Origin of the sequence: Vibrio sp. B1-2 (genome assembly GCF_963888445.1) — a bacterium.
Taxonomy (GTDB): Bacteria; Pseudomonadota; Gammaproteobacteria; order Enterobacterales; family Vibrionaceae; genus Vibrio; species Vibrio anguillarum.
In genome coordinates this window covers 286,242-308,042 of sequence record NZ_CAWPJH010000022.1, presented here as the reverse complement: position 1 = coordinate 308,042, position 21,801 = coordinate 286,242, and the positions used below count along the sequence as shown (strand labels likewise).

The window sequence follows — 21,801 nt, the reverse complement described above, 5'->3', positions numbered from 1 at the left end:
CGCAGGAGATGTGATGATGCGGATGATTTTTCCTTTCGTTGTGTTGGTTTTGGGCCTATGGGCCTGGAACCTCTTTGCAGGTCCTGGGGCCGGTTCTCCCTGGGCAGTCTATGACCAGAGCCTGCTGCTCAGTGGGCTGTTATCCATTGCTCTGATGACACTGACCATGATGCTGGCTCTGCGCCCAGCCTGGTTGGAGAGACCGCTGGGCGGGTTGGATCAGATCTATCGCACCCACAAATGGGCGGGCATTCTGGCAGTGGTATTCGCGGCAGCTCATTGGCTGATTGAAATGGGTGACGATGTTATAGAGTCGATTTTCGGAAAGGCCGGCAGGCTGCACGATCAGGATTATTCCGGGTTCATCGACACCATGCGCGATGCTGCGGAAGAGGTAGGGGAGTTCGCCGTCTATCTGCTGTTCGCCATGCTGTTGATCACTTTGTGGCGCAAGTTTCCCTACAAATACTGGCGTTATTTGCATCGCGGCATGCCGGTGCTTTATCTGTTGCTCGCTTTCCACGCGGCGTGGCTGACTCCGCTGCAATGGTGGCAGCAGCCAATCGGACTACTGATGGCCATTTTGCTCTTTGGCGGGAGCATCGCCAGCGGGCTATCTCTGACCGGCAGAGTTGGTCGTCGTCGCCAGGTTCGCGGCATGGTCACCGCGATCAAAACACCAGACCGGGACGTCACCGAAGTTACCTGCCACATGGGGCCGGCATGGCCCGGTCACCGTGCGGGGCAATTCGCCTTTGTGACCTTCGACCGGATTGAGGGTGCGCACCCGTTCACCATCGCCAGTGCGGATCGGGAAAATGGCACTGTTACCTTCCTCATCAAATCCCTCGGAGACTTTACCCGCAATCTGAGCCAGAAAATCAGCGTGGGGCAAACCGTAAATATAGAAGGCCCTTACGGCTGTTTTAACTTCGATCGCCGCAACCGCAAATCCCACCAGATCTGGATAGCCGGTGGCATCGGGATCACGCCGTTTCTGGCCTGGCTCGAAGCTCTAAGCAGCGCCACCGACGCCACCGTGCCTGAAGCCGATCTGCATTACTGCACGCGCAACGCCGGCCAGGATTCCATGGTGGATCGACTTCGGGCGCTTTGCGATGGCTTTCCCGGGATACACCTCGAGATTCATGACAGCAGCAAGGGGCAGAGGTTGTCTGCCGAGACGTTGTCTACCAACGGACGCTCGGCAGCAGGCGCAGAGGTCTGGTTCTGCGGCCCGGCAGGGCTGGGGGAAGCCATTAGAAACGGCTTGCGGGCAGCACCCTTCCGCCTGACTCGCTTCCATAAAGAAGCCTTCCAGTTCCGCTGATAATGTCTGGTTTGTTCAGGGCATTGTCAGGTTAGCGTCTTAAAGTGGATTTAACACAACCAGCAGGAGAGACACCATGAAGACCAAACCCATTCTTTTGAGCCTGTCTTTGTTGCTTCTCAGTGGCACCGCACTTGCCGATGACGACTGCAATGATCCGGTGGCGAATTGGCAGCCCCGTGAAAATCTGCGGGAAAAACTGGAAGCCGAAGGCTGGACAGTTCACCGAATAAAGGTTGACGACGGTTGTTATGAAGTCAGGGGCCTCGATGCCGATGGGGTCAGGGCAGAAGCCTCTTTCGCGCCCGCTTCACTGATCATGATGAAATGGGAGCGTGAAGACAGTGACTATGAGGAGAGGGACCACGGCAACAGGAAAAATGGACAGGACAATCCCAAAAGTCAGGCGCAACGCAACGGCATCGTCAAGGGTCGTCCCACGGTTATCGTTGAGTAACTGATTGAATTTGGCCTGTTCATTTAACGCTCATCAGGTTTTCGGAGACCATTTATGAAAACGTTTGTTCTCACTTGCAGCCTTTTCGCCGCCTTGGCTTTACCGGTATTCGCCCAGGCCCGTGACGTGACCTTCACTACGGAACTACAGAATTACGGTGGCGATGGAGCCTATCTGGCTCTGTATCTTACCGATGCCGCCGGAGAGTATCAGGGTACCCTTTGGGTTTCCGGGAAGAAATCTAAATACTACAAACACCTGGGAGGCTGGGCCCGGGGCAGTGGGCTTGATCCTGCAGAGTATGACGGCTTGACTGGCGCCAGTGTTACCAGTGGCCGCACGCTGAAAGTGACTCTGAACCTCGATGATTCGCTGATCGACAACGGCTATGAGGTTCGAGTCGACTCTGCTGTTGAAGATATGCGCGATATCAGAGCCGATGTGATAGCCCCCCTGACCACCGAAGGGTCCGGAAAGCCGGTTTCAGGACGTGGTTACGTGCGCGCTCTGACCTACGAGCTTCAATAATTCACCAGGAGCATCGACTATTATGTTGCGCAAGTTCCACAGTTTACCGGGTTTGCTTGCAGGCGTGTTCCTGATCGTTCTCTCGGTCACGGGAGCTGTGTTGGCTTTGGCTCCGACGCTGGATAGAGTGTCAGCGGTCATTCCGGCTTCCGGTGAAGTCAGTATTGCCGAGCTGGCAGACCGGGTCGTTGCTCACTATCCCGGGACTGAGCAGATCGTGCGAGAGCCTTCTGGCAAGGTCATTGTCTATTACAGCCGTGACGGCCAGGCCGGTGCGGATCTGGTGAATCCGGTAACAGGTGAGGGCACCGCACCCTACGAACCTTCCGCATTTTTTGGCTGGGTCAAGGACCTGCACCGTGCGTTTATGCTGGATGATGCCGGTAGAGCGCTGGCCGGCGTATTAGCTGCTTTGATGGTACTTCTGTGTCTTTCGGGAATATTGTTGATAGCCCGGCGTACCGGGGGTTGGAAGAATATACTAAGACCGCTTTCCGGCTCAGGCGGGAAACGAATCCATGCCGAGCTGGCCCGGTTTGCCGTGCTCGGCCTACTGTTATCCGCACTGACCGGTAGCTATATGTCGGCACAGCGCTTTGGTTTGCTGCCGGAAGCGCCTGACACAGGGCCAGGGTTTCCGGCTGAGGTCTCGGGCGGGCAACCATCGCCTGTGGGCACCTTAAAAGCGCTAGGCAATTTCGATCTTGGCGAACTCCGGGAACTGGTGTTTCCCTATCCCGGTGATCCGCAGGACGTCTATTCGCTGTCAACCGCCGGCGGCTCCGGATTCGTGGACCAGGCTACGGGCGAGTTGCTGCAGTTCCAGCCGCGCTCTGACAGCGGCGTATTGCAGGACTGGATTGTACGTTTGCACACCGGTGAAGGCCTATGGTGGCTTGGCCTGATTCTTGGCGCTGCGGCACTGACTGTGCCAGCTCTCTCGATAACAGGTGCAACCATCTGGTGGCAGCGTCGCCGGTCTTCAGGGCAGCTTCCTGACAACGCCGATGCCGCTCAGGCGGATACAATTATTCTGGTCGGCTCCGAAGGTAATGCCACCTGGGGATTTGCCCAGGAACTCCATAGCAGCCTGAATAAGGCCGGTTTCCGCGTGCATTGCAGCGAGATGAATGCCCTGGCTAAGCAGTATCCGCAGGCTTCCAGGCTGTTCGTGCTGACTTCGACATACGGTGATGGTGATGCACCCGCATCGGCCCGGCAGTTTATGGCCAGGCTCAAAGAATTCCGGGCTGAGAAGAACCTGCGATACACGGTACTGGGTTTTGGTGACCGGCAGTTTCCGAACTTCTGTCAGTTTGCCTTGTCGGTGGATGCTGCGCTCGCCGGTAAAGGCGTCAGCCGTTTGCACGCCATTGAACTGATTGATCGGTGTTCTGCCTCGCAATTCAGTGAGTGGGGAAACCGGGTTGGTGAGGTTATCGGTACTCCGCTTTTCTTGAACTACTGTGCATTGCAGCCAGCAACGGTCAAACTGGAACTGGTAGAAAGGGCGGATTACGGGATTGCGGTTCAGGCGCCCACCAGTATCTTCCGGTTCAAACCGGCGGAGCAGGGCGGATGGCTAACGGCTTCTCCAAGAAGATTTAAAGCGCTGCCACCGTTCGAGGCGGGAGACCTTTTGGGGGTTATTCCCCCACACGGTCAACCCCCGCGGTTCTACTCGCTCGCGTCCTCGGCAAATGACGAAATTGTTGAGATATGCGTCCGTAAGCAGGCCGGCGGTCTTTGCTCCGGTTATTTGCATGACCTCAAGCCGGGTGATTGTATCGATGGCTTCATCCGCCCCAATCCAGGCTTTCGGCCAGCTACCGGTAACCGACCAGTGATTCTTGTCGGTGCAGGTGCCGGGATTGGTCCGTTAACCGGTTTCATCAGAAACAATACCAGTTGCAACCCTATGTATCTGTACTGGGGCGGTCGCGATGCCAGGTCAGATTTTCTCTACCAACCTGAGCTTGGGCGCTATCTTGAGGATCATCGACTGAGCGGGCTGAACACAGCCTTCTCAAGAACAGACGAGCGCGCCTACGTGCAGGATAAGCTCAAACAGGATGAATTAGCCGTGCGACAGATGGTTAACACCGGTGCGCAGATACTGGTCTGTGGTGGCCGGGATATGGCGGCGGCTGTGCGGCAGGTTATAGAAGACATTCTCAAACCCTTGCACATCGATATTGAAACTCTGAGAGGCCAGGGACGTTATCTTGAAGATGTATATTGACAGATAAAGTGACAAGGTCGAACTGAGCCTATAATCCCAAAGCACCAAATCGCGTCCTGAACAGGAAGCTGAAAGATGCCATCCACAGAAAATGAAAGACTGCTCAGCGAGCACCAGCCTAATGCCGTTCGTGCACGGCTTGCTGGTCCCGTTAAGGCCTCGACGCTACCAGATGCTGTGCTTGGCGGCATCGATGGCTGCGTTACAACGTTTGCGGTTGTATCGGGTGCGTTCGGCGCAGGTTTCTCGCCACAGGTTGCGTTGGTACTCGGCTTTGCAAACCTGATTGCAGACGGCTTCAGCATGGCGGTAAGTAATTACGAAGCGGGCCAGGCGCAGTTGAATCAGATCAAATTTGCTGAACGCACAGAACGTGAACATATCCGTGCTGTGCCAGAAGGTGAACGTGAGGAAATTCGCCAGCTGTTTCAGGCGAAGGGATTCGACGGCGAATTGCTGGAGCAAGTAGTGGAGGCTATCAGTCGTAATCCCGATGTGTGGGTAGCAACCATGTTGCGAGAAGAGTACGGACTCTCGGGTGCCGGACTCAGCCCACGCCGAGCCGCGTTGACTACCTTCGCCGCATTTTTGTCGGTTGGTGCTTTACCTTTACTGCCTTATGCCATCCCGGGTATGGAGAGTCAGATTCAGTTCCTGACGAGTCTTGGTTTGGCAGGCGTCGTCTTCTTGGGTATCGGAATGCTTAAAAGTATCGTCTATGGCTTACCAGCAATGCGATCAGGACTCCGGACTTTGATCATGGGTACGGCCGCAGCGGGGCTGGCGTTTGCTACTGGGCATTTTGCGCAGGGGTTATTGGGGGGTTAGTTCTTCAGCGGTGAATAGACAATTTAACATAATATTCCCCTAAGAGCTGATATTCATTCGCGTACCCGCTATTGGAATTAACTGCGGATTTCTCGCTCTGTTCGCCCAATGAGTGTAGTTGCAGAATTGAATTTTTAAAGCACAACTCATGCTGAAATGAAAATTATTTAGCAAGGGCCAGTCGTCGACTAATTACTGCGCAACTTTATGAATTGTGGAAAAAATGGTGTCGATATCATTGATGCCAAAGGCTTAGCGTACAATTTTTTCCGTTTCGTGAACTGACCCCCGAAACGGTGAAGAGCCAACTGAAAGCGAAAAAAACGAGACTACTGATGAGTTTCTCAAGGACTTAAAAGGTGCTTTGCCAGATGATTTTAGTGCAAAGGGTAACTTGTTTGTGTTGGTGGATGAGTGTCATCGAACCCAGTCTGGAAAGCTTCATGAGGCGATGAAAGCAATTTTACCTGAGGCCATGTTTATTGGTTTTACAGGTACGCCACTGATGAAAAAGGACAAGAAAAAGTCTCTAGAGGTATTTGGTCCTTATATTCATACCTACAAATTTGATGAGGCGGTGAGCGATGGTGTGGTGCTAGATTTACGTTATGAAGCCCGCGATATTGATCAGCACTTAACATCGAATAAAGGGGTGGATACTTGGTTTGATACCAACACTCAGGGGCTCTCGAACCTCGCTAAGATACAACTCAAAGAGAAATGGGGCACGATGCAGAAGGTCCTCTCGAGCAAATCGAGGCTTGAACGTATTGTGATGGATATTTGGCTGGATATGAAGCGAAAGCCTGCACTGCTCTCTGGTCGAGGCAATGCTATGTTGGTTTGTGCCAGTGTTCATCAAGCTTGTGTTGTATTCGATCTATTTAGCAAAACTGATCTTGCGGGTAAATGTGCGATTGTCACCAGTTACCAACCGACGGCAAGCTCGAGCAAAGGCGAAGAGTCTGGCGAGGGTCAAACAGAAAAGCTGTTTAAATATGAAACCTACCGCAAAATGCTTGCAGATTACTTTGAGCAAAGTGAAGAGGAAGCGGCAAAACGGGTTGAAGAGTTTGAGCTGAAAGTGAAAGAGCGCTTTATTAAAGAGCCTGGTCAAATGCGTTTGTTGATCGTCGTTGACAAACTATTAACAGGGTTTGACGCACCATCGGCTACCTACCTTTACATCGATAAAAAAATGGCCGACCACAATTTATTTCAGGCAATCTGTCGTGTAAATAGGCTGGATGGGGACGATAAAGACTATGGCTATATTGTTGATTATAAAGATCTGTTCCGTTCTCTGGATAAAGCGATTAAAGACTATACCGCCGAGGCTTTTGACGGCTATGACGATGAAGATGTAGCGGGTCTTTTAAAAGACCGACTCAAGGAAGCAAGAACTGACTTAGATAATGCACTAGAAGTGGCGCGAGCCCTCTGTGAGCCAGTGAAAGCCCCTAGGGATACTCAAGCCTTCATGCACTATTTTGTTGGTGAGTCGGGTGCTGAATCAACCAATGAAGATGAGCGAAGTGAAAAGGAAGCACTGCGATTAACCCTATACCAAGCGGTCGCAAAGCTTATCCGCTCCTATACCAATCTAGCCAACGAAATGGCGCAAGCGGGCTATACCGCTGAGGAAGCACAAAGTATCAAACAAGAAGTCGCCTATTTTGAAAAAGTTAGGGATGAAGTGAAGTTGAGTAGCGGCGACTTACTGGAAATGAAGCGCTTTGAGCCCGCGATGCGTCAATTGCTCGACATGTATATTCGTGCAGATGACAGTGAAACTCTGATGGACTTTGAAGAGTTTGGGTTGATCGATTTAGTGGTAAATAATGGCGGTAAGGGGTTGGATTCATTGCCTGAAGACATTCGTAAAAACGAAGAGGCAATGGCAGAAGCTATAGAGAACAACGTTCGCAAGACGATTGTCGATGAAAACCCAGTAAACCCTAAATACTTTGAAAGTATGGCGACGCTGCTTGATGAGCTGATTAAGCAGAGACGTGAACAAGTCATTAGCTATCAAGAGTATTTAGAGAAAATACGAGCATTAGCCAAAAAAGTCGTCAACCCGACAAGTAACACAGCCTACAATTATCCAGATTCCGTTGATACTCTTGCAAAACAAGCGCTATATGACAATTTTGGTAATGATGAGGTGCTCACTACACAAGTCGATACAGCTGTTCGGTTGAACAAAGAGGCTGATTGGCTTGGTGATACTTTCAAAGAGCGCAAAATTGAAAATGCCATTCTAGAGGCCACTAAAGATTTTGGGATGGACGATGATGATGCAATTGATGAACAGTTGGACCGTATGATGGATATCATCAAGGCGCAAAGAGAATACCATTGATGGCTACGACCGACAGTTTTGAGGTAACCATTGCTGGTATTGAGCTCACCGTTAACCGTAAAGCGATAACCAACATTCACTTAAGCGTATTGCCACCCAATGGCGCGGTGAGACTGTCCGTGCCTGTCGCAACAAGTGATCAAGCCATTCGCTTAGCTGTGATTAATAAGCTTGCATGGATCAAGCAGCAACAAGCGGATTTTGCAAGTCAGCGTCGTCAATCCGTTAGGGAAATGATCAGTGGTGAGAGTCACTACCTTTGGGGGCAACGTTATTTGCTGAGAGTTGTAGAAGCACCAGGTAAACATCACGTTGCGGTAAAAAGTAATCGTATTGAGCTTGGTGTTGCGAGTAAAACTACAACAGAGAATCGTTTAAAGTTGCTTAATGAGTTTTATCGGTCTGAAATCAAAGCCTCATTGTCTACGCTTTTACCTTTGTGGCAAGAAAAATTGGGGGTTGAAGCCAATGATGTGGGCATCAAGAAAATGAAAACCAAGTGGGGTAGCTGTAATAGCACAGACAAACGTATCTGGCTGAACCTTGAGCTAGCTAAAAAGCCGCCAGAGTGCTTGGAGTTCATTCTAGTTCATGAGCTTACCCATCTATTAGAACGTCACCACAACGACCGTTTCCGAGCGCTGATGGATGAGCATTTACAAGATTGGCGCGAACGGAGAAGTTTGCTCAATAGCTTACCGCTGGCGTATGAAGACTGGAGTTATTAGGCAAAACATAATTTCTAAGCTCTCAAAATTGACTACTTGTGCATAAGTAATCAATTTTTGTAGGTAGTTAGATTTTAATAGAGTGATAACTCTAACCAATAATTGTCCAGAAACGTGTTTCAGCGGATGGTCAAGACTTTGTGATCATCGAGCGATTCTGTCGTACCTTAATTACCAAGCAACTTTGTCATATGTTAACTAGCGGCTGAATTTGTCGGTGAGATGAGGGGATGTGGGGGTATTTCTCTGTAAGAAAGTTTCCTACATAAAAATTTGGTCTCGATACTGCGTGTCACAAAAATATCAACTTATGGTTGTTTTGGGTGATATCAATATATGGTTGTTTTGTGGTTAAGTTACTGATTATAAATAATTATGAAATATCACTTTATGGTTGCATCAACAACCATAATTGTTGAAACAACCATAAATTGATATTTACAACCATATATTGATATTTGGTACAACCATAATTTGATATTGCCTCTTCATAGTCTAGACTTATGTAAGTTTACGACAAAATCGTGAAGAGGCAATTTCATGACAAGCTTACCTGTGCCCTCAGCAATTACGACTTCTGCTTTAGAGTATGCATTCCATACTCCCGCTCGTAACCTAACGAAATCTCGTGGAAAAAATATTCATCGTTATGTCAGTGTAAAGATGGGTAAGAGGATTACGGTAGAATCTACTCTAGAGTGTGACGCCTGCTATCATTTTGATTTTAAACTGACAGAAATGCTATAGAGCAATCAGTTCTAAAACATTTTTGTCCAATTTCGAGTCAGTTAATAATGTGTGATTGGCGAAAAGCTCCTGTATTGCCTCTGTTGATATTATCGAATGATATTGTTTCCTATATTCCAGAACGTTACTTGTTAAACATTTCCCCATCACGGTTACGTTCTAGGAAAATTATTTTTCTAGCGCTAGCCTACTTCGATCAAACATTTGATTAAAGTACATAACTATTTGTGACCCACCTCGTTTACATATTTATTTCTCATATGAATTCGACTTCAGTATTGTTATATTTCCAGAGTTTCATATTCAGTATGCAGTGACAAACAGACCGTTCAAAAAACGCAAGTAAGCCGAGATTGATACTGTTTAGCCATTCGGCGGTTGTGACTCTATTCGCTGCAGCATGCTTAATGTAATAGTCATGCCAATGGAGGCCCGAATGCAAATAGATGGACATCATACTCTAACTTACGTTATCGCTCGGTATGCGGGGATTGAGCATACCGACGCTGAAAAAGTAGCGTATTCGGCTCAATATGTAGATGAGGCCACAAATGATAAGCCAATCCATTTTGATAATGGTGCGATGTACGACCGTATTGTATCTGCTCACAAAATGCTCGACTATCGAAACACGCAAGAGCTTGCAAATCATAAGGTATGGATACCATTTCACTTTCTTCCAGGCAACCAAGGCTTTCCTTCAAACGTTAAACCAGATGGAAGGTTTATACATCGGCTAGTTTGCAAACCAGACAGCGCTGTTGCAAGAGATATGCTGAGAATGGTGGCAACACATTGGTATAAGCCCTACGGCGTTCATCTGATGGGGATTGCCATGCATGTTTATGCAGATACTTTCGCCCATCAAGGTTTTGCTGGGGTGATCCACGACTACAACAAAGTAGATAACCTCGAATCGTCCTCCAGCTCTCTGTTACAACGAATTAAAGATGATTTGTTTAGTGGTGGGGTATCTGCTGCTTCTCCTCTTGGCCATGGTGCGGCCCTATCTTTTCCTGATAGACCTTACACTTCTTGGAATTATCTAAATGGAGAAGGGGAACACGTAGTAAGAGACAATACCTTGATATTTCTACAAGCCGCGGATGCGATGTGCAAAGTATTGCAATGTTGGAAACATGGTGACGCCGAGATCAATATCGATAATCAACCAGGTTTGACCACGCAGCAGCGCTCTTTAATAGAACACGCTTTAACAACCATAGATGATGAAGATGGTGAAGCTCGCCATACCAAGTGGCTTGAGTGGCTGCGAGAAGGAAAATTTGGCTTTGCTGCAGTCGATTTGTCGTTTGACAAGGATGGAGAGAACAGTTGGAAGCAACAGGCGAGGGGGCAAGGTTTTACACAAGACGGTAAATTTGTTTATCGCTACTCGTCATCCTTTTTAAATTCAGACTGGAAACTCTTTCATGATGCGCTCAAAACCTATCGCATAGAAGTGATCAGAGATGTCCTACCTAAGTACGGGATTTGTATCGCTTAGTGCGTCCACTCCTTAATAGTAAAAGGGAAAATACATGACTAAATGGTTTAAAGTCTCCGCTGTTACAAGGTTGAGGTTTATCACAACGGCTTCGCTGGTAGTGATAGGCCTTAGTGGCTGTGCATCGAATGAATCGATTACAATGGTGGGAGAGTACGCCAAGCAATCTACAGAAGTTCAAGACGCGCTAATCGCTGTATATGAATCTGCCGATGACGCGCGCATTAACGCTGAACTGATGAAAGCAACACGGGATGGTGTCACTGGCTCAGACCTAAATATTTCTACCATCAACAATGCCGGTCAAGAGGCTCTACTCAAAAACTTGAATACATTTTCCCAGAGTATTTATCTGCTTGCGACCGACGATAGAAGCGAAGCTCTGGATAAATACTCGGAGAAGCTAAATTCGTCGTTGGTATCTCTATCCCGGATGCCCCAAGTCGGAGAGATTGATGTAAACGACGTTGAATTACTCTCAACTAGCGTGAATGCAATCGCGCGTGCTTATACGGAGAAAAAGCGTTATGACCTATTAAAGAAAATCGTCATTGATTCAGAGAATATAGTTCAAAGCGCATTTAAATCATTAGAGGGTGAATTGGACTCTTGGAAGAAAGCGACAAGGATTTCTTTGGAAAAAGAACTGCGTATTCGCCTGTATCTACTCAACAACCCCAATCGCTGTGAAACCAGTGACAACATACGCTGTGTGACGTTCTATCATTCACTTGAAGAGCGAGCTGATGCTTACAAGAAAGCTTATGAGATCAGAGTACGTATAAACGAGCTAGATGCGAAGTTTGCAAAACTTGAACGTGCCTTAGTGGATATTCAAAAGTTGAACCAATCGATAGTCATATCTTTAAAAAATGATGACGACTTAACGAAGGACGCGGCCAAGAAAGCGCTCAAATCTACTAAGACACAGATCGATGCGATCAAAGAGTTTCGCGATAGCCTAGAGGACTAACTAATGGACCATAGCCACAACACTGTATACGCTGAATTGGAAAGTATGTATGACGAACTTCAAAGCTACCTTGACTCCGTCATGTTAGATCCAGAAGATGAGCCGTTGTTACTACAATGCGAACAACTGGGTGACCAAATTTATGCCTACAATGTGGTCATACTAGAAAACAATTCGGTCACACTCGCTAAAGGACAAGGAAGTCTTAAGGAGCTTATCAATCAAGCGAAAGGAGGGAAGGAAGCTTTAAAGAGCGCGGAAGACAAGGTTAAAGTGCTAGCTCAGGTAGCTAATGCAATCGATAAGGTATTAGTACAGTTGGCTAAATTCTTATAAGCGTTTTCGTTTTTTGCATCTTAACACCTATGTAGTGGATGAATTTAATTAGCCACTCAATTAGAGGTTTTGCAATACTTTGTGTATTTAATTAAATGCTAATTTAGTCAAATCGCTGAGAAAGTTCTGTCCAGAAACGTGTTTCAGCGGATGGTCAAGACTTTGTGATCATCGAGCGATTCTGTCGTACCTTAATTACCAAGCAACTTTGTCATATGTTAACTAGCGGCTGAATTTGTCGGTGAGATGAGGGGATGTGGGGGTATTTCTCTGTAAGAAAGTTTCCTACATAAAAATTTGGTCTCGATACTGCGTGTCACAAAAATATCAACTTATGGTTGTTTTGGGTGAGATCAATATATGGTTGCTTTGTGGTTAAGTTACTGATTGTAAAGTATTATGAAATATCACATTATGGTTGCATCAACAAACTATAATTAATCAGAGCCGCTTTTGCGGCTCTGATTAATTATGCCCCTCACTACGAAGAGTGTATTGCGCTGTTAAAAAGGAAATAATTGCCTAGTAAGAAAAAAGCCGCCAAAAATAGGCGGCTAAAAGTGTGCAAGCAAAGGTGTTGTTTAAGTCGAACCTGTCTTTCGCTACAAACAATAGACTGAAAAGGTGAGGTGCTCAACCCTGTCGTTCATGAAATGAGACTTGAAACAAGGTGCATATGTAATTATTGCATGTATAACTTGCATGGGTTCACTAGATATTCAGCTAGAACCACTTGGGGTCGCTGAGGTCAAGGCTTGGCGAGTGTAGGTAGTAGACGGTTTATAATAGATTATGCGGTTTTAAAATGTCAGCCAGCACCGAAATGGTTTTGGTACTGGCTGAGTTTTTCTTTGGATGTTGGTGTCTTCAATTACGTCAAATAACCGTTCCACTCTTTGCTGTATGAGCATTGGGTACAACGTCTTTATTTAACCAATGGCTGATTACTTGCTGTAACGCATTTAATGACGTCGGTTTCTCTAAACGACCGTCCATCAGCTTGCTAATCATTTCTAGCTCACGTTCGCCAGATTCACCTGACAGCGCAATGATCGGAACCTGCGGAGAATGCGCCTTAATGATTTGGCTGGCTTCAAAACCATTCATAACTGGCATTTGAATATCCATCAAGATCAAATCGATGGAATTCGCTTTAAAGATTTCTACTGCATTTTCACCGTTGTTTGCCTGCAAGTTGTTAACACCAAGTTGGTTCAGATACATTTGAACTAGTGAGCGTTGTACTTCTTTATCGTCAACGATGAGCACCGTGGGGGCTTTGTTATTGATTAGAAATGGCTTATCGATTGGTTGTATATTGTCAACGGTTCTTTGCTCGGTATTAGGTTTAGGTTGTTGCCAACTTTTGAAATCAGGAGTACGAAGCGAGTCGGCTTGGGGGGCATTGGGTACCATAGGAAAGTATAAGTGGAATTCTGTAAACTCCCCCAGTTTCGATTTGCATTCAACTCGGCCGCCAAAAGAGCGCATGACACGCTGGCAATAGCCGAGCCCCAGACCGCTGCCTCCGCTTTTTTGATAAGAGAAAAAGTCATCGAAAATCTTATAAGAAATGGCGTCGTCAATCCCCGGGCCTGTATCTCTGAAGATTAAAATATTTTCATAAGTACCGATTTGAGTTGTGATCTCAATTTGGCTATTTGGGTAGGAATCAAAATAATAAATTGCGTTACGAATCAAGTTGAAAATAACAAAGTTGAATAAGGTTTCATTAAGTTTTGCTACGAAGTCATCTTGTTGTGGTAAGTGAATTCGCTCAATTACTTTCTCGTTCTCAAAGCCATATTGACTGACCGCCTGATCAACGGCTTTGTGGATCGACGTCATCGTAATCGGTTCGTGTTCAGGTGAACTATCGCTGACCTCGCGCAAGATAATATCAATCAACTGCCGCCCACGTTGAATAGCCGCTTGGCCGTTCTCAATATCCTGTTTAATTTGTTGTGCGGGCGCTTGACTATCAATATGTTGCTTTAAAATTTCAAAATGTAATTGTACTTGAGCGAGCGGGTTACGCATTTCATGCGCAATTGAATTCGCTAATGCGCGACTTTGGCAGACACGTCTATCCGCTTCAATAATACTTTGTATTCGGGTTAGCAAGGTTTGAAGTGCAGCGATTTCTTCATTAGAAAACATCTGATTATTGATTTTGTGTGGCGAGATCAATAAATGTGTGACCAATTTGCTGTGGCCAAACAGTGGCATAACCAAGGCCGTATTGTTTGAGCTCATTTTGTCATAAAGGGCTTTGATCGAGTTTTTTGCTGCGGTTTTGTTGTCTAATTTTTCAAACAATTCATCAAACACTAGTGCGGTTTGTTTGGATGAAAGGTAACGTTCGTAGACGGTTTCGTTATAGTTACTATTAACGAACTGCAGCTTATCATCGGCGATGTATAATAACTGGCCTAAACGGCGCATCGCATCATCAATTGACCGCTTGAAATCGTCTTCTAAAGCGAGAATTTGCTCTACAGGAGTCTGCTGATTGCCGTAAATGAGTAAAGAGGCGTAACGGCTCAAGCGTTTGTAGAGTGGATTCCAAGTAATACCAATAAGTGCACAGAGTGGTATTGCAATCAGCCATTGGTTGCTGTCGGTGAGAGGGATGAAGATCGCGCCGATCGGTATGAATAAAACCCCACATACTAACGCAGTATTGAGACACAGGTAAGCAAGGTATTTCACACTGTAGAAGCGTGAAGTGATAAGAGCATAGCCAACAAACATCATTTCGCTGATGGAGAGTGCCGGAGGTAGCCAAGAGAGTGAGAAATCTTGAAAGAAAAAGGTGATTCCTATGTGGATAACTAGTGTTGAAAGCATGTATACCAATATACCTGCAATAATATAATTGGTTTTGGCCAGTGCTAACTTACTACTATTGGTTCGCATCACGACCAAGTTGAATAACGTCAGTATCACTGAACATAGCATGGCATTAAAGAAGTAAGGCGTATGGGGCCCAAATTCAATGACAAACTCGCTCGGTCCGACAATATCAACATGTTTCACCGTGAGGTTAGATTGCAAGTTAATAAGTACGGAGTAGGCCGCTATAGTAATAAATATCAGCCGTTGCCAAAGGTGTACTTTGCCTTTTCTTTGTTCGGCAGAGAGCTGACATGAGAAATAGTAGGCAAAAACAAATGCAAGGGATGCAGAAATATTGGCAATTTCTGCCATAAAGATTGCTCTATTTACACCAAGCTCAACTAGCCAATCAGTATGGAAATATGCATTACTTCCTATCCAAGCGATGATACACGAGGAATAAGCGATGTAGGAGGCGTGGTGTGTGCCAAAAATTACTTCATTTTTTTGTTTAAGACGATAGCAATAGTAAGTTAACCAAACGAGCACCATGGCTACTGCTGCGATAAGCGTTATCGCTTTGGGATAGAGAATTGGATCTAAGTTGAGGTTAAGCATACTCTTTTTTCTCTTTCCTTTTGGTTAAATCGTACTTCCTACGCTGAGAAACTGCATGTCGATAGTCACGAAAATTGGTATCACTGAAAACCTTATCCATCCTTTCAATAATCCAGAATCCACGATAACTTTGTTTTCCGTTATTATTTAAGTCGTTATATCCAGAACGGAAATACGATTTTGGTTCGATAGTTTGATAAAAATTGAGTATGAAAGGTTGTTCGATAATGGTGAAACCAATTTTATACCCCATTTGATTTAGTATTTGGATGAGCTTTTTTTGAGCAAGGTAGAGAAAATAGAGCTTTTGTTGAGCGTTACCACTGACGGTTAAACGCAGCACTTCACAGACCGCTTGCGTACCAGTCAATTGTCGCCGAAATTGATGATCGAATTCTGGGAGAGAGTCGCATTTCGACAATGCTGGTTTGAAAAGCTGTAATTCCATCAAAACATCGTAACTATGATCGGGTAAACAGAATTGCCACTGTTCGTTACTGAATTGCTGTGCGTAACTAAGCCAAGTCTGATTTACTGACCAATCTTGTACCAACATTGAAGCGACCAGTGTGGGAGATGCTTCGTTATTAGGATGCTTGAGTAAAACAAAGTGCTTCCCTTTTTGTGATAAGGACAATAAAGGCAGCATCTCGTACCACTTTTCGCCTTTAATAAATAGCTCAAGATTGCTCAAGGTGATCGCATCTTTGATAGGCATTTTTTGCGGGTGACTGGGCATTGTGACCCAAAGTTCAGAATCCTCTATCTGGTCGATCAAAAAACCACGGTAAGCACAGTCTTTAAGTGGCAGTTCGATACGAGGAGGAGTATCCGCTTCGATAGGGAATAGTGTTTTTATAGCCGCAATTTCGCATTCACACCAGAAATCTAGCCAATGCGAATAACACTCGCTGACGGCTTGCTCAAGATGTGCTATCTCTTCATCTAATGTATTCGGATAGCGCCGGATGAGCTCTCGGTAGTCCATCAATTCAAACAGTACTGAGAAGCTTTTATTGTGATGTTCAGGAAATAGGTTGAGTAATTGGTTTTTGCGGTGATCTGTAACGGCGCGGAAAAGATCAGCCCGTTGCTGTGGTTGATAAGTATTGATGACGAACTCTACCAGAGCCCGCTGTTTTTTTTCAATAGGCAGACTGCTTGTCAGCCGTGAGCCTAAAGATGATATTATTTTCATAGAGTTAACCTAGCCTAGGTTTATTTAATTATTTTTTATTAGTTTTATTAGATAGGCTCCAGTAAATGAGACTTTGATTTAGGAGGGTATTTGGCGTCACGTCAGTTAGTAGCAGTAACCGTGATTTTATTTGTACCTAACATCCTAAGTACCAGTTGCATATCCGCAGCAAGTTTACTACTTGCACTTACCCTCCACAACAGAGTTTTATAATAAAAGCCTTCCGAAGAAGGCTTTATCTATATGGTTAATTTATCAATTATTATCGTATCAATAGCATCGGTACGCTTGATTCGGCTAAGAGCCGAGTGGTGTTACTGCCAACAAAAAACTGACGAAGTTTAGAGTGTCCAAACGCGCCCATGACGATCATGCCAAGTTGGTTTTGTTGTTGGTACTGAAGAATCGCCTTATGAACTTCGCCAGATAAGCACGCTTCCACAACGTGAATACCGTTCGCACATAATTTCTCGGCGGCAGCTTTAAACGCGCTCGCTTTATCGTGGTTATCTTCCACCATCACCAAATGGCACTCCAGCCCTTTTAGCAGCGGTGTTTTAATCGTTTTATCCACTAATTTCTGGCTAATTTCACTGCCATCAAAGGCTAATAGATAGCTTTGTGGTGGCGTAAAATCACCCGTTGCCACTAAGGTGTGCGACTTCATTGTACGCACGATACTCTCTAATTGAGATCCAACAGCCATGGCGTCGTTTTGGTGCACTTCACCTGATTTACCGACCACCAATACACGAATTTCGTTTTCAAGATCAAGCAAAGTTTCTAACAGGTTGCCGTGCTTTTGCAGTTTATGCACATCTTGTAAACCTTGTTCATGAGCTTTAGTTTCTAGCTCATTGAGTAACGCTTTACCGTGCCTTAAGGCTAGTTTAGAACGCTTTTCGTCTAGTTCAATAAGCTCTTTCAACAGCTGTTCTCGGCTGCCTAAACCGATATTACCAGATAACTCACTTTCGGTTTGATTGGCCGCTTTATCAAGTACGTGCAGTAAGGTTAACGGTGCGTGTAAGCTTTTGGCGGCCCACACGCTTAAATTGGCGACCGACTGTGAATAAATCGATCCATCGATGCAAGCAATAATATTGGTCATAATCTGTTCCTTAATGTCCGCCCATCAGCTTTTCAACTTCTTCTGGCTTACCATGCACGCCGAATTTATCGACAATCGTTGCTGTTGCTTCATTCATACCGATGATGTTTACATCGGTCCCTTCGCGTCGGAATTTGATAACAGCACGATCTAGCGAAGAAACCGAAGTAATATCCCAAAAGTGCGCTGCAGAGAGGTCGATAGTGACACGCTCTAAGACCTCTTTGAAGTCAAACGCGTTCATAAATTGATCTGACGAAGCAAAGAAGACTTGCCCAACAACACGATAGGTACGCTCTTCTCCATTTTCAGAGAGTTCACTTTTAACCACCATGAAGCGGCCAATTTTGTTAGCAAAGAAAAGAGAAGCAAGCAGCACGCCGACACCGACACCGATCGCTAAGTTATGGGTTGCAACCACAACAACAACGGTCGCGATCATCACGATGCTGGTAGAAAGTGGGTGAGTTTTGAGATCCTTTACCGAACTCCAAGAGAAGGTCCCAATGGAAACCATGATCATTACCGCCACTAAAGCCGCCATCGGGATGAGTTTGAGCCAATCACTTAAAAACACCACCATGATGATCAGTAGAATACCGGCGCAAAAAGTAGAGAGCCTGCCGCGTCCGCCGGATTTAATGTTGATGATCGATTGACCAATCATCGCACAACCGGCCATGCCGCCAAGAAAGCCGGTGGCAATGTTGGCGATACCTTGGCCTTTACATTCACGATTTTTATCACTGCTGGTATCGGTTAAATCGTCAACAATGGTTGCTGTCATCATTGATTCTAATAAACCGACAACGGCCAATCCGGCTGAATAAGGAAATATAATCCATAAGGTTTCAAGGTTGAGCGGAACATCTGGCCATAAAAATATCGGCAAAGTATCTGGTAATTCACCCATATCGCCCACAGTGCGAATATCAATGCCAAAGCTGATAGCAATCAGAGTTAAGGCGATAATGCACACTAATGGCGAAGGTAGCAATTTGCCAATCACAGGAACGTAGGGGAATAGATAGATAATCGCCAGCCCACCGAGTGTCATGGCGTAAACGTGCCATGTTACATTGGTCAGCTCTGGTAATTGCGCCATAAAAATCAGAATCGCCAGCGCGTTAACAAACCCCGTCACGACCGAACGTGATACAAAACGCATCAAATCGCCCAGTTTGAGGTAACCGGCCAGTATTTGTAGAACCCCGGTCAAAACAGTGGCTGCCAGTAGATATTGCAAGCCATGCTCTTTGACTAAAGTGACCATCAACAGCGCCATTGCTCCAGTGGCTGCTGAGATCATGCCGGGTCGTCCACCGACAATTGAAATGATCACGGCAATACTGAATGAAGCGTAAAGGCCGATTTTAGGGTCTACACCTGCGATGATAGAAAAGGCTATTGCCTCAGGAACTAATGCTAACGCAACGACAGTGCCAGCTAGAACATCCCCTCGCACATTGGAAAACCAATCGCGCTTAATATTTTGTAGCATACTTGATCTCTAAAAAATGAAATAAAAAGGTGAGTTGTGAGAGGTAAAGATCAATCTAGGGCGGCGTAAGCAGCATTCGCAACGTCTCTTAGTTGATTTTTAAAATGTGATCCTAATCATTGATGTGGTATAGGTCAACCAAACGATCGTTATTTGTATTGCAATAATCATTTCTCCCGTTATCACGCTGCTTTTCAAGCGTCGCCCGTCGTGCGCGAGGGTAGTTCTGGTGTTTGACTTCCACTCTTTTGCTCCTTACACTAAAACACATTCGATATTCCATATGTATTGTTTATGTGCCGCAGTTTATCTTTTTATAAATCCTTGTCTGAAGAAACGAGGCTCAAATCCTTGCTGTTGATGAAGCACAAAGGGCAGTTGTGTGTGTGTGATTTAATGAATGCGTTGCAATTAAGTCAGCCAAAAGTGTCTCGTCATTTAGCTGAACTGAGAAAAAATGAGCTAGTGATTGATGAACGGCGCGGTAAGTGGGTGTACTACCAAATCAATCCTGAGCTGGAAAGTTGGATGGTGCAGATATTGGACATCACGCTGAGCCACAATACCGCATTGATTGCGCAAGAGCTAACGCGTATTGCTGGCCCATCTTGCCAAAATGAATGAAATTTTAGCGTTACTATGTCGCCATGGCTGTAAGTAGAAAGTTGTGCGCGGCTCCCTTTTTAGACTGACCGAGAGATGTGATGTATGAGTGAATTACCTGTCTGCGCAGAAGCCTCTGCAGCCGAAAAAATGAGTCTTCTCGATCGCTATCTAACCTTGTGGATTTTCCTTGCTATGGGGCTCGGGGTAGCGATCGGTGTCTTCTTTCCGCAAGTGGCGCAATGGAATGAAAATATGTCGGTCGGTTCGACCAATATTCCGCTGGCGATCGGTTTGATTTTGATGATGTATCCACCACTGGCAAAAGTGAATTACAGCCTACTAGGTGAAGTGACTCGTGATAAACGCGCCATCACACTCTCTTTAGTGATGAACTGGATTGTCGGGCCTATCTTGATGTTTGCATTGGCGATCATTTTCTTACGCGATTATCCCGGTTATATGGTCGGACTGATCTTAATTGGTCTGGCGCGTTGCATCGCGATGGTATTGGTGTGGAATGATATCAGCGGTGGGAACAAAGAGTACGGCGCAGCGTTGGTGGCGCTCAACAGTGCATTTCAAATTGTCACTTACAGTTTTATGGCGTGGCTATTTATTACTGTTTTGCCGCCGTATTTTGGGCTCGAGAGCTTTGTGGTTGATATTACCATTCTCGATATAGCAGAAAGTGTGCTGATTTATCTCGGTATCCCATTTTTAGCTGGTTTTTTAAGTCGCAAATGGTTGATGGCCGCGAAAGGTGAGCAATGGTACAACGAGGAGTTTATTCCGCGTATTTCACCGATTACGCTAGTGGCACTACTAGCGACGATAGTTTTGATGTTCAGCCTGAAAGGCGAGATGATCATTGAACTGCCGATGGATGTGATACGCGTTGCCATCCCTTTAGTGATTTATTTCTTAGTGATGTTTTTTGTCAGCTTTTTCATTGGTAAAAAACTGGGCATTCCTTACGATCAAAATGCCTCAATTGCTTTTACCTCATCAGGCAACAACTTTGAACTGGCGATTGCCGTTTCGATTGCTGTGTTTGGTTTAAATTCCGATCAAGCATTTGCGGGTGTGATTGGGCCCTTGGTTGAAGTGCCGGTGTTGATTGCCTTGGTCAACGTTGCGTTGCGTATGAAAAAGAAATACTAGCGCTCTCTGAGTCCGAACTTCAGGATATTTTTCTCATTAAATTTCATAACCGTAGACTGTTTTGAAAATGTGAAATGTTTGTGAATGAGTTAGAAACGTCATCTATGTTCTGCTACGCACGAACTCTTGATCCCAATGTTGCGATGCATCGGGGTATGATAGGCGTATCAAAAATAGATCTATTGGGAAATCGATTGTAATCAAAATGCCACAAAAGCCCTGCAACATACCATCAGCTATTTTACTGCTCGCTTTAGCATTGTTCTCTGAAGTCAGCGGTAACTTTTATTTAGCGGTAACTTTTCTATTGACAGCGATTTCTTTTTATATAATACATATGCATATCCGCATATGCAGAGATAAGTAAAATGCTACCTCATCAGTTTTTTAAATTGCTGTCCGATGAAACACGGGTGCGCTGTTTACTCATGATTGCACGCGAGCAACGAGTGTGTGTCGGCGAGTTGACACAAGCGTTAAATGAGAGCCAACCGAAAATTTCTCGCCATCTGGCTCTACTTCGTTCCAGTGGCGTGGTGGTTGATACAAGGCAAGGCCAATGGGTGTTTTATCGGTTATCGGACCAACTACCCGGATGGATGAAAAAACAAATTCAAGGGCTGATGGAATCCAACTGCCTGAAAAAAGAATACCAACAAGATATGCAAAGGCTGGCAGAGATGGAATCTCGCCCAGAATGCTGTGTTTAGAAGGGATAAAAGGAAAT

At 45.7% G+C, this 21,801-nt stretch carries 17 protein-coding genes; 13 read left to right on the top strand and 4 right to left on the bottom strand.

Annotated elements, in window-relative coordinates; genetic code table 11:
* Nucleotides 1-13: 13 nt before the first annotated feature.
* The 10 genes from AACQ75_RS09650 (at nucleotide 14) to AACQ75_RS09600 (ending at nucleotide 12,041) form a co-directional block, all read left to right on the top strand.
* Nucleotides 14-1,330: a ferredoxin reductase family protein gene (locus AACQ75_RS09650; RefSeq protein WP_064626388.1), complete on the top strand. Its 1,317-nt coding sequence runs from the start codon at nucleotides 14-16 to the stop codon at nucleotides 1,328-1,330.
* A 76-nt stretch (nucleotides 1,331-1,406) separates the two neighbouring features.
* Nucleotides 1,407-1,787 carry a PepSY domain-containing protein gene (locus AACQ75_RS09645; protein WP_064626386.1) on the top strand — a complete coding sequence of 127 codons (381 nt, stop codon included), beginning with the start codon at nucleotides 1,407-1,409 and terminating at the stop codon, nucleotides 1,785-1,787.
* Nucleotides 1,788-1,841: 54 nt separating this feature from the next.
* The gene (locus AACQ75_RS09640; protein WP_011784788.1) at nucleotides 1,842-2,315 is read left to right on the top strand and encodes a DUF2271 domain-containing protein; all 474 of its coding nucleotides are present in this window, start codon (nucleotides 1,842-1,844) and stop codon (nucleotides 2,313-2,315) included.
* Between the two features lie 22 nt (nucleotides 2,316-2,337).
* Nucleotides 2,338-4,557, top strand: coding sequence for a PepSY domain-containing protein (locus AACQ75_RS09635; protein WP_041154766.1), 2,220 nt, complete (start codon nucleotides 2,338-2,340; stop codon nucleotides 4,555-4,557).
* Between the two features lie 75 nt (nucleotides 4,558-4,632).
* The gene (locus AACQ75_RS09630; protein ID WP_011784790.1) at nucleotides 4,633-5,385 is read left to right on the top strand and encodes a VIT1/CCC1 transporter family protein; all 753 of its coding nucleotides are present in this window, start codon (nucleotides 4,633-4,635) and stop codon (nucleotides 5,383-5,385) included.
* 364 nt (nucleotides 5,386-5,749) lie between these two features.
* Complete coding sequence (locus AACQ75_RS09625) at nucleotides 5,750-7,750, top strand: type I restriction endonuclease subunit R (RefSeq protein WP_198300698.1); 2,001 nt, start codon at nucleotides 5,750-5,752, stop codon at nucleotides 7,748-7,750.
* Entirely contained in the window at nucleotides 7,750-8,478 is a 729-nt protein-coding gene (locus AACQ75_RS09620; protein ID WP_041154765.1) for a M48 family metallopeptidase, read from the top strand. The genes AACQ75_RS09625 and AACQ75_RS09620 overlap by 1 nt, the downstream gene beginning before the upstream one ends.
* Before the next feature lie 1,183 nt (nucleotides 8,479-9,661).
* On the top strand, nucleotides 9,662-10,732 hold the full coding sequence (locus AACQ75_RS09610; protein ID WP_170888558.1) for a DUF6765 family protein: 1,071 nt from the start codon (nucleotides 9,662-9,664) through the stop codon (nucleotides 10,730-10,732).
* 34 nt (nucleotides 10,733-10,766) lie between these two features.
* Entirely contained in the window at nucleotides 10,767-11,705 is a 939-nt protein-coding gene (locus tag AACQ75_RS09605; protein WP_094124122.1) for a hypothetical protein, read from the top strand.
* 3 nt (nucleotides 11,706-11,708) lie between these two features.
* Nucleotides 11,709-12,041, top strand: a complete 333-nt coding sequence (locus AACQ75_RS09600; protein ID WP_170888557.1) for a hypothetical protein — start codon at nucleotides 11,709-11,711, stop codon at nucleotides 12,039-12,041.
* Nucleotides 12,042-12,917: 876 nt separating this feature from the next.
* Here the strand turns inward: AACQ75_RS09600 and luxN are convergent.
* The 4 genes from luxN to AACQ75_RS09580 form a co-directional block, all read right to left on the bottom strand.
* Complete coding sequence (luxN, locus tag AACQ75_RS09595) at nucleotides 12,918-15,497, bottom strand: quorum-sensing autoinducer 1 sensor kinase/phosphatase LuxN (RefSeq protein WP_170888556.1); 2,580 nt, start codon at nucleotides 15,495-15,497, stop codon at nucleotides 12,918-12,920.
* A complete protein-coding gene (gene vanM, locus AACQ75_RS09590) occupies nucleotides 15,490-16,695 on the bottom strand; it encodes an acyl-homoserine-lactone synthase VanM (protein ID WP_170888555.1) in 1,206 nt (401 codons plus the stop codon). Before vanM ends, luxN begins: the two co-directional genes overlap by 8 nt.
* Nucleotides 16,696-16,957: 262 nt before the next feature.
* Nucleotides 16,958-17,806 (bottom strand): universal stress protein, encoded by an 849-nt coding sequence (locus AACQ75_RS09585; RefSeq protein WP_170888554.1) that lies wholly within the window; start codon nucleotides 17,804-17,806, stop codon nucleotides 16,958-16,960.
* Between the two features lie 10 nt (nucleotides 17,807-17,816).
* Complete coding sequence (locus AACQ75_RS09580; protein WP_013868030.1) at nucleotides 17,817-19,307, bottom strand: SulP family inorganic anion transporter; 1,491 nt, start codon at nucleotides 19,305-19,307, stop codon at nucleotides 17,817-17,819.
* 294 nt (nucleotides 19,308-19,601) lie between these two features.
* Here AACQ75_RS09580 and AACQ75_RS09575 point away from each other — a divergent pair, with 294 nt between their 5' ends.
* From AACQ75_RS09575 to AACQ75_RS09565, 3 genes are all read left to right on the top strand, one after another.
* On the top strand, nucleotides 19,602-19,931 hold the full coding sequence (locus AACQ75_RS09575; protein WP_017046037.1) for a metalloregulator ArsR/SmtB family transcription factor: 330 nt from the start codon (nucleotides 19,602-19,604) through the stop codon (nucleotides 19,929-19,931).
* A gap of 84 nt (nucleotides 19,932-20,015) precedes the next feature.
* Nucleotides 20,016-21,074: an ACR3 family arsenite efflux transporter gene (gene arsB, locus AACQ75_RS09570; RefSeq protein ID WP_170888553.1), complete on the top strand. Its 1,059-nt coding sequence runs from the start codon at nucleotides 20,016-20,018 to the stop codon at nucleotides 21,072-21,074.
* Between the two features lie 368 nt (nucleotides 21,075-21,442).
* The gene (locus AACQ75_RS09565; protein WP_088733488.1) at nucleotides 21,443-21,784 is read left to right on the top strand and encodes a metalloregulator ArsR/SmtB family transcription factor; all 342 of its coding nucleotides are present in this window, start codon (nucleotides 21,443-21,445) and stop codon (nucleotides 21,782-21,784) included.
* Nucleotides 21,785-21,801 lie beyond the last annotated feature (17 nt).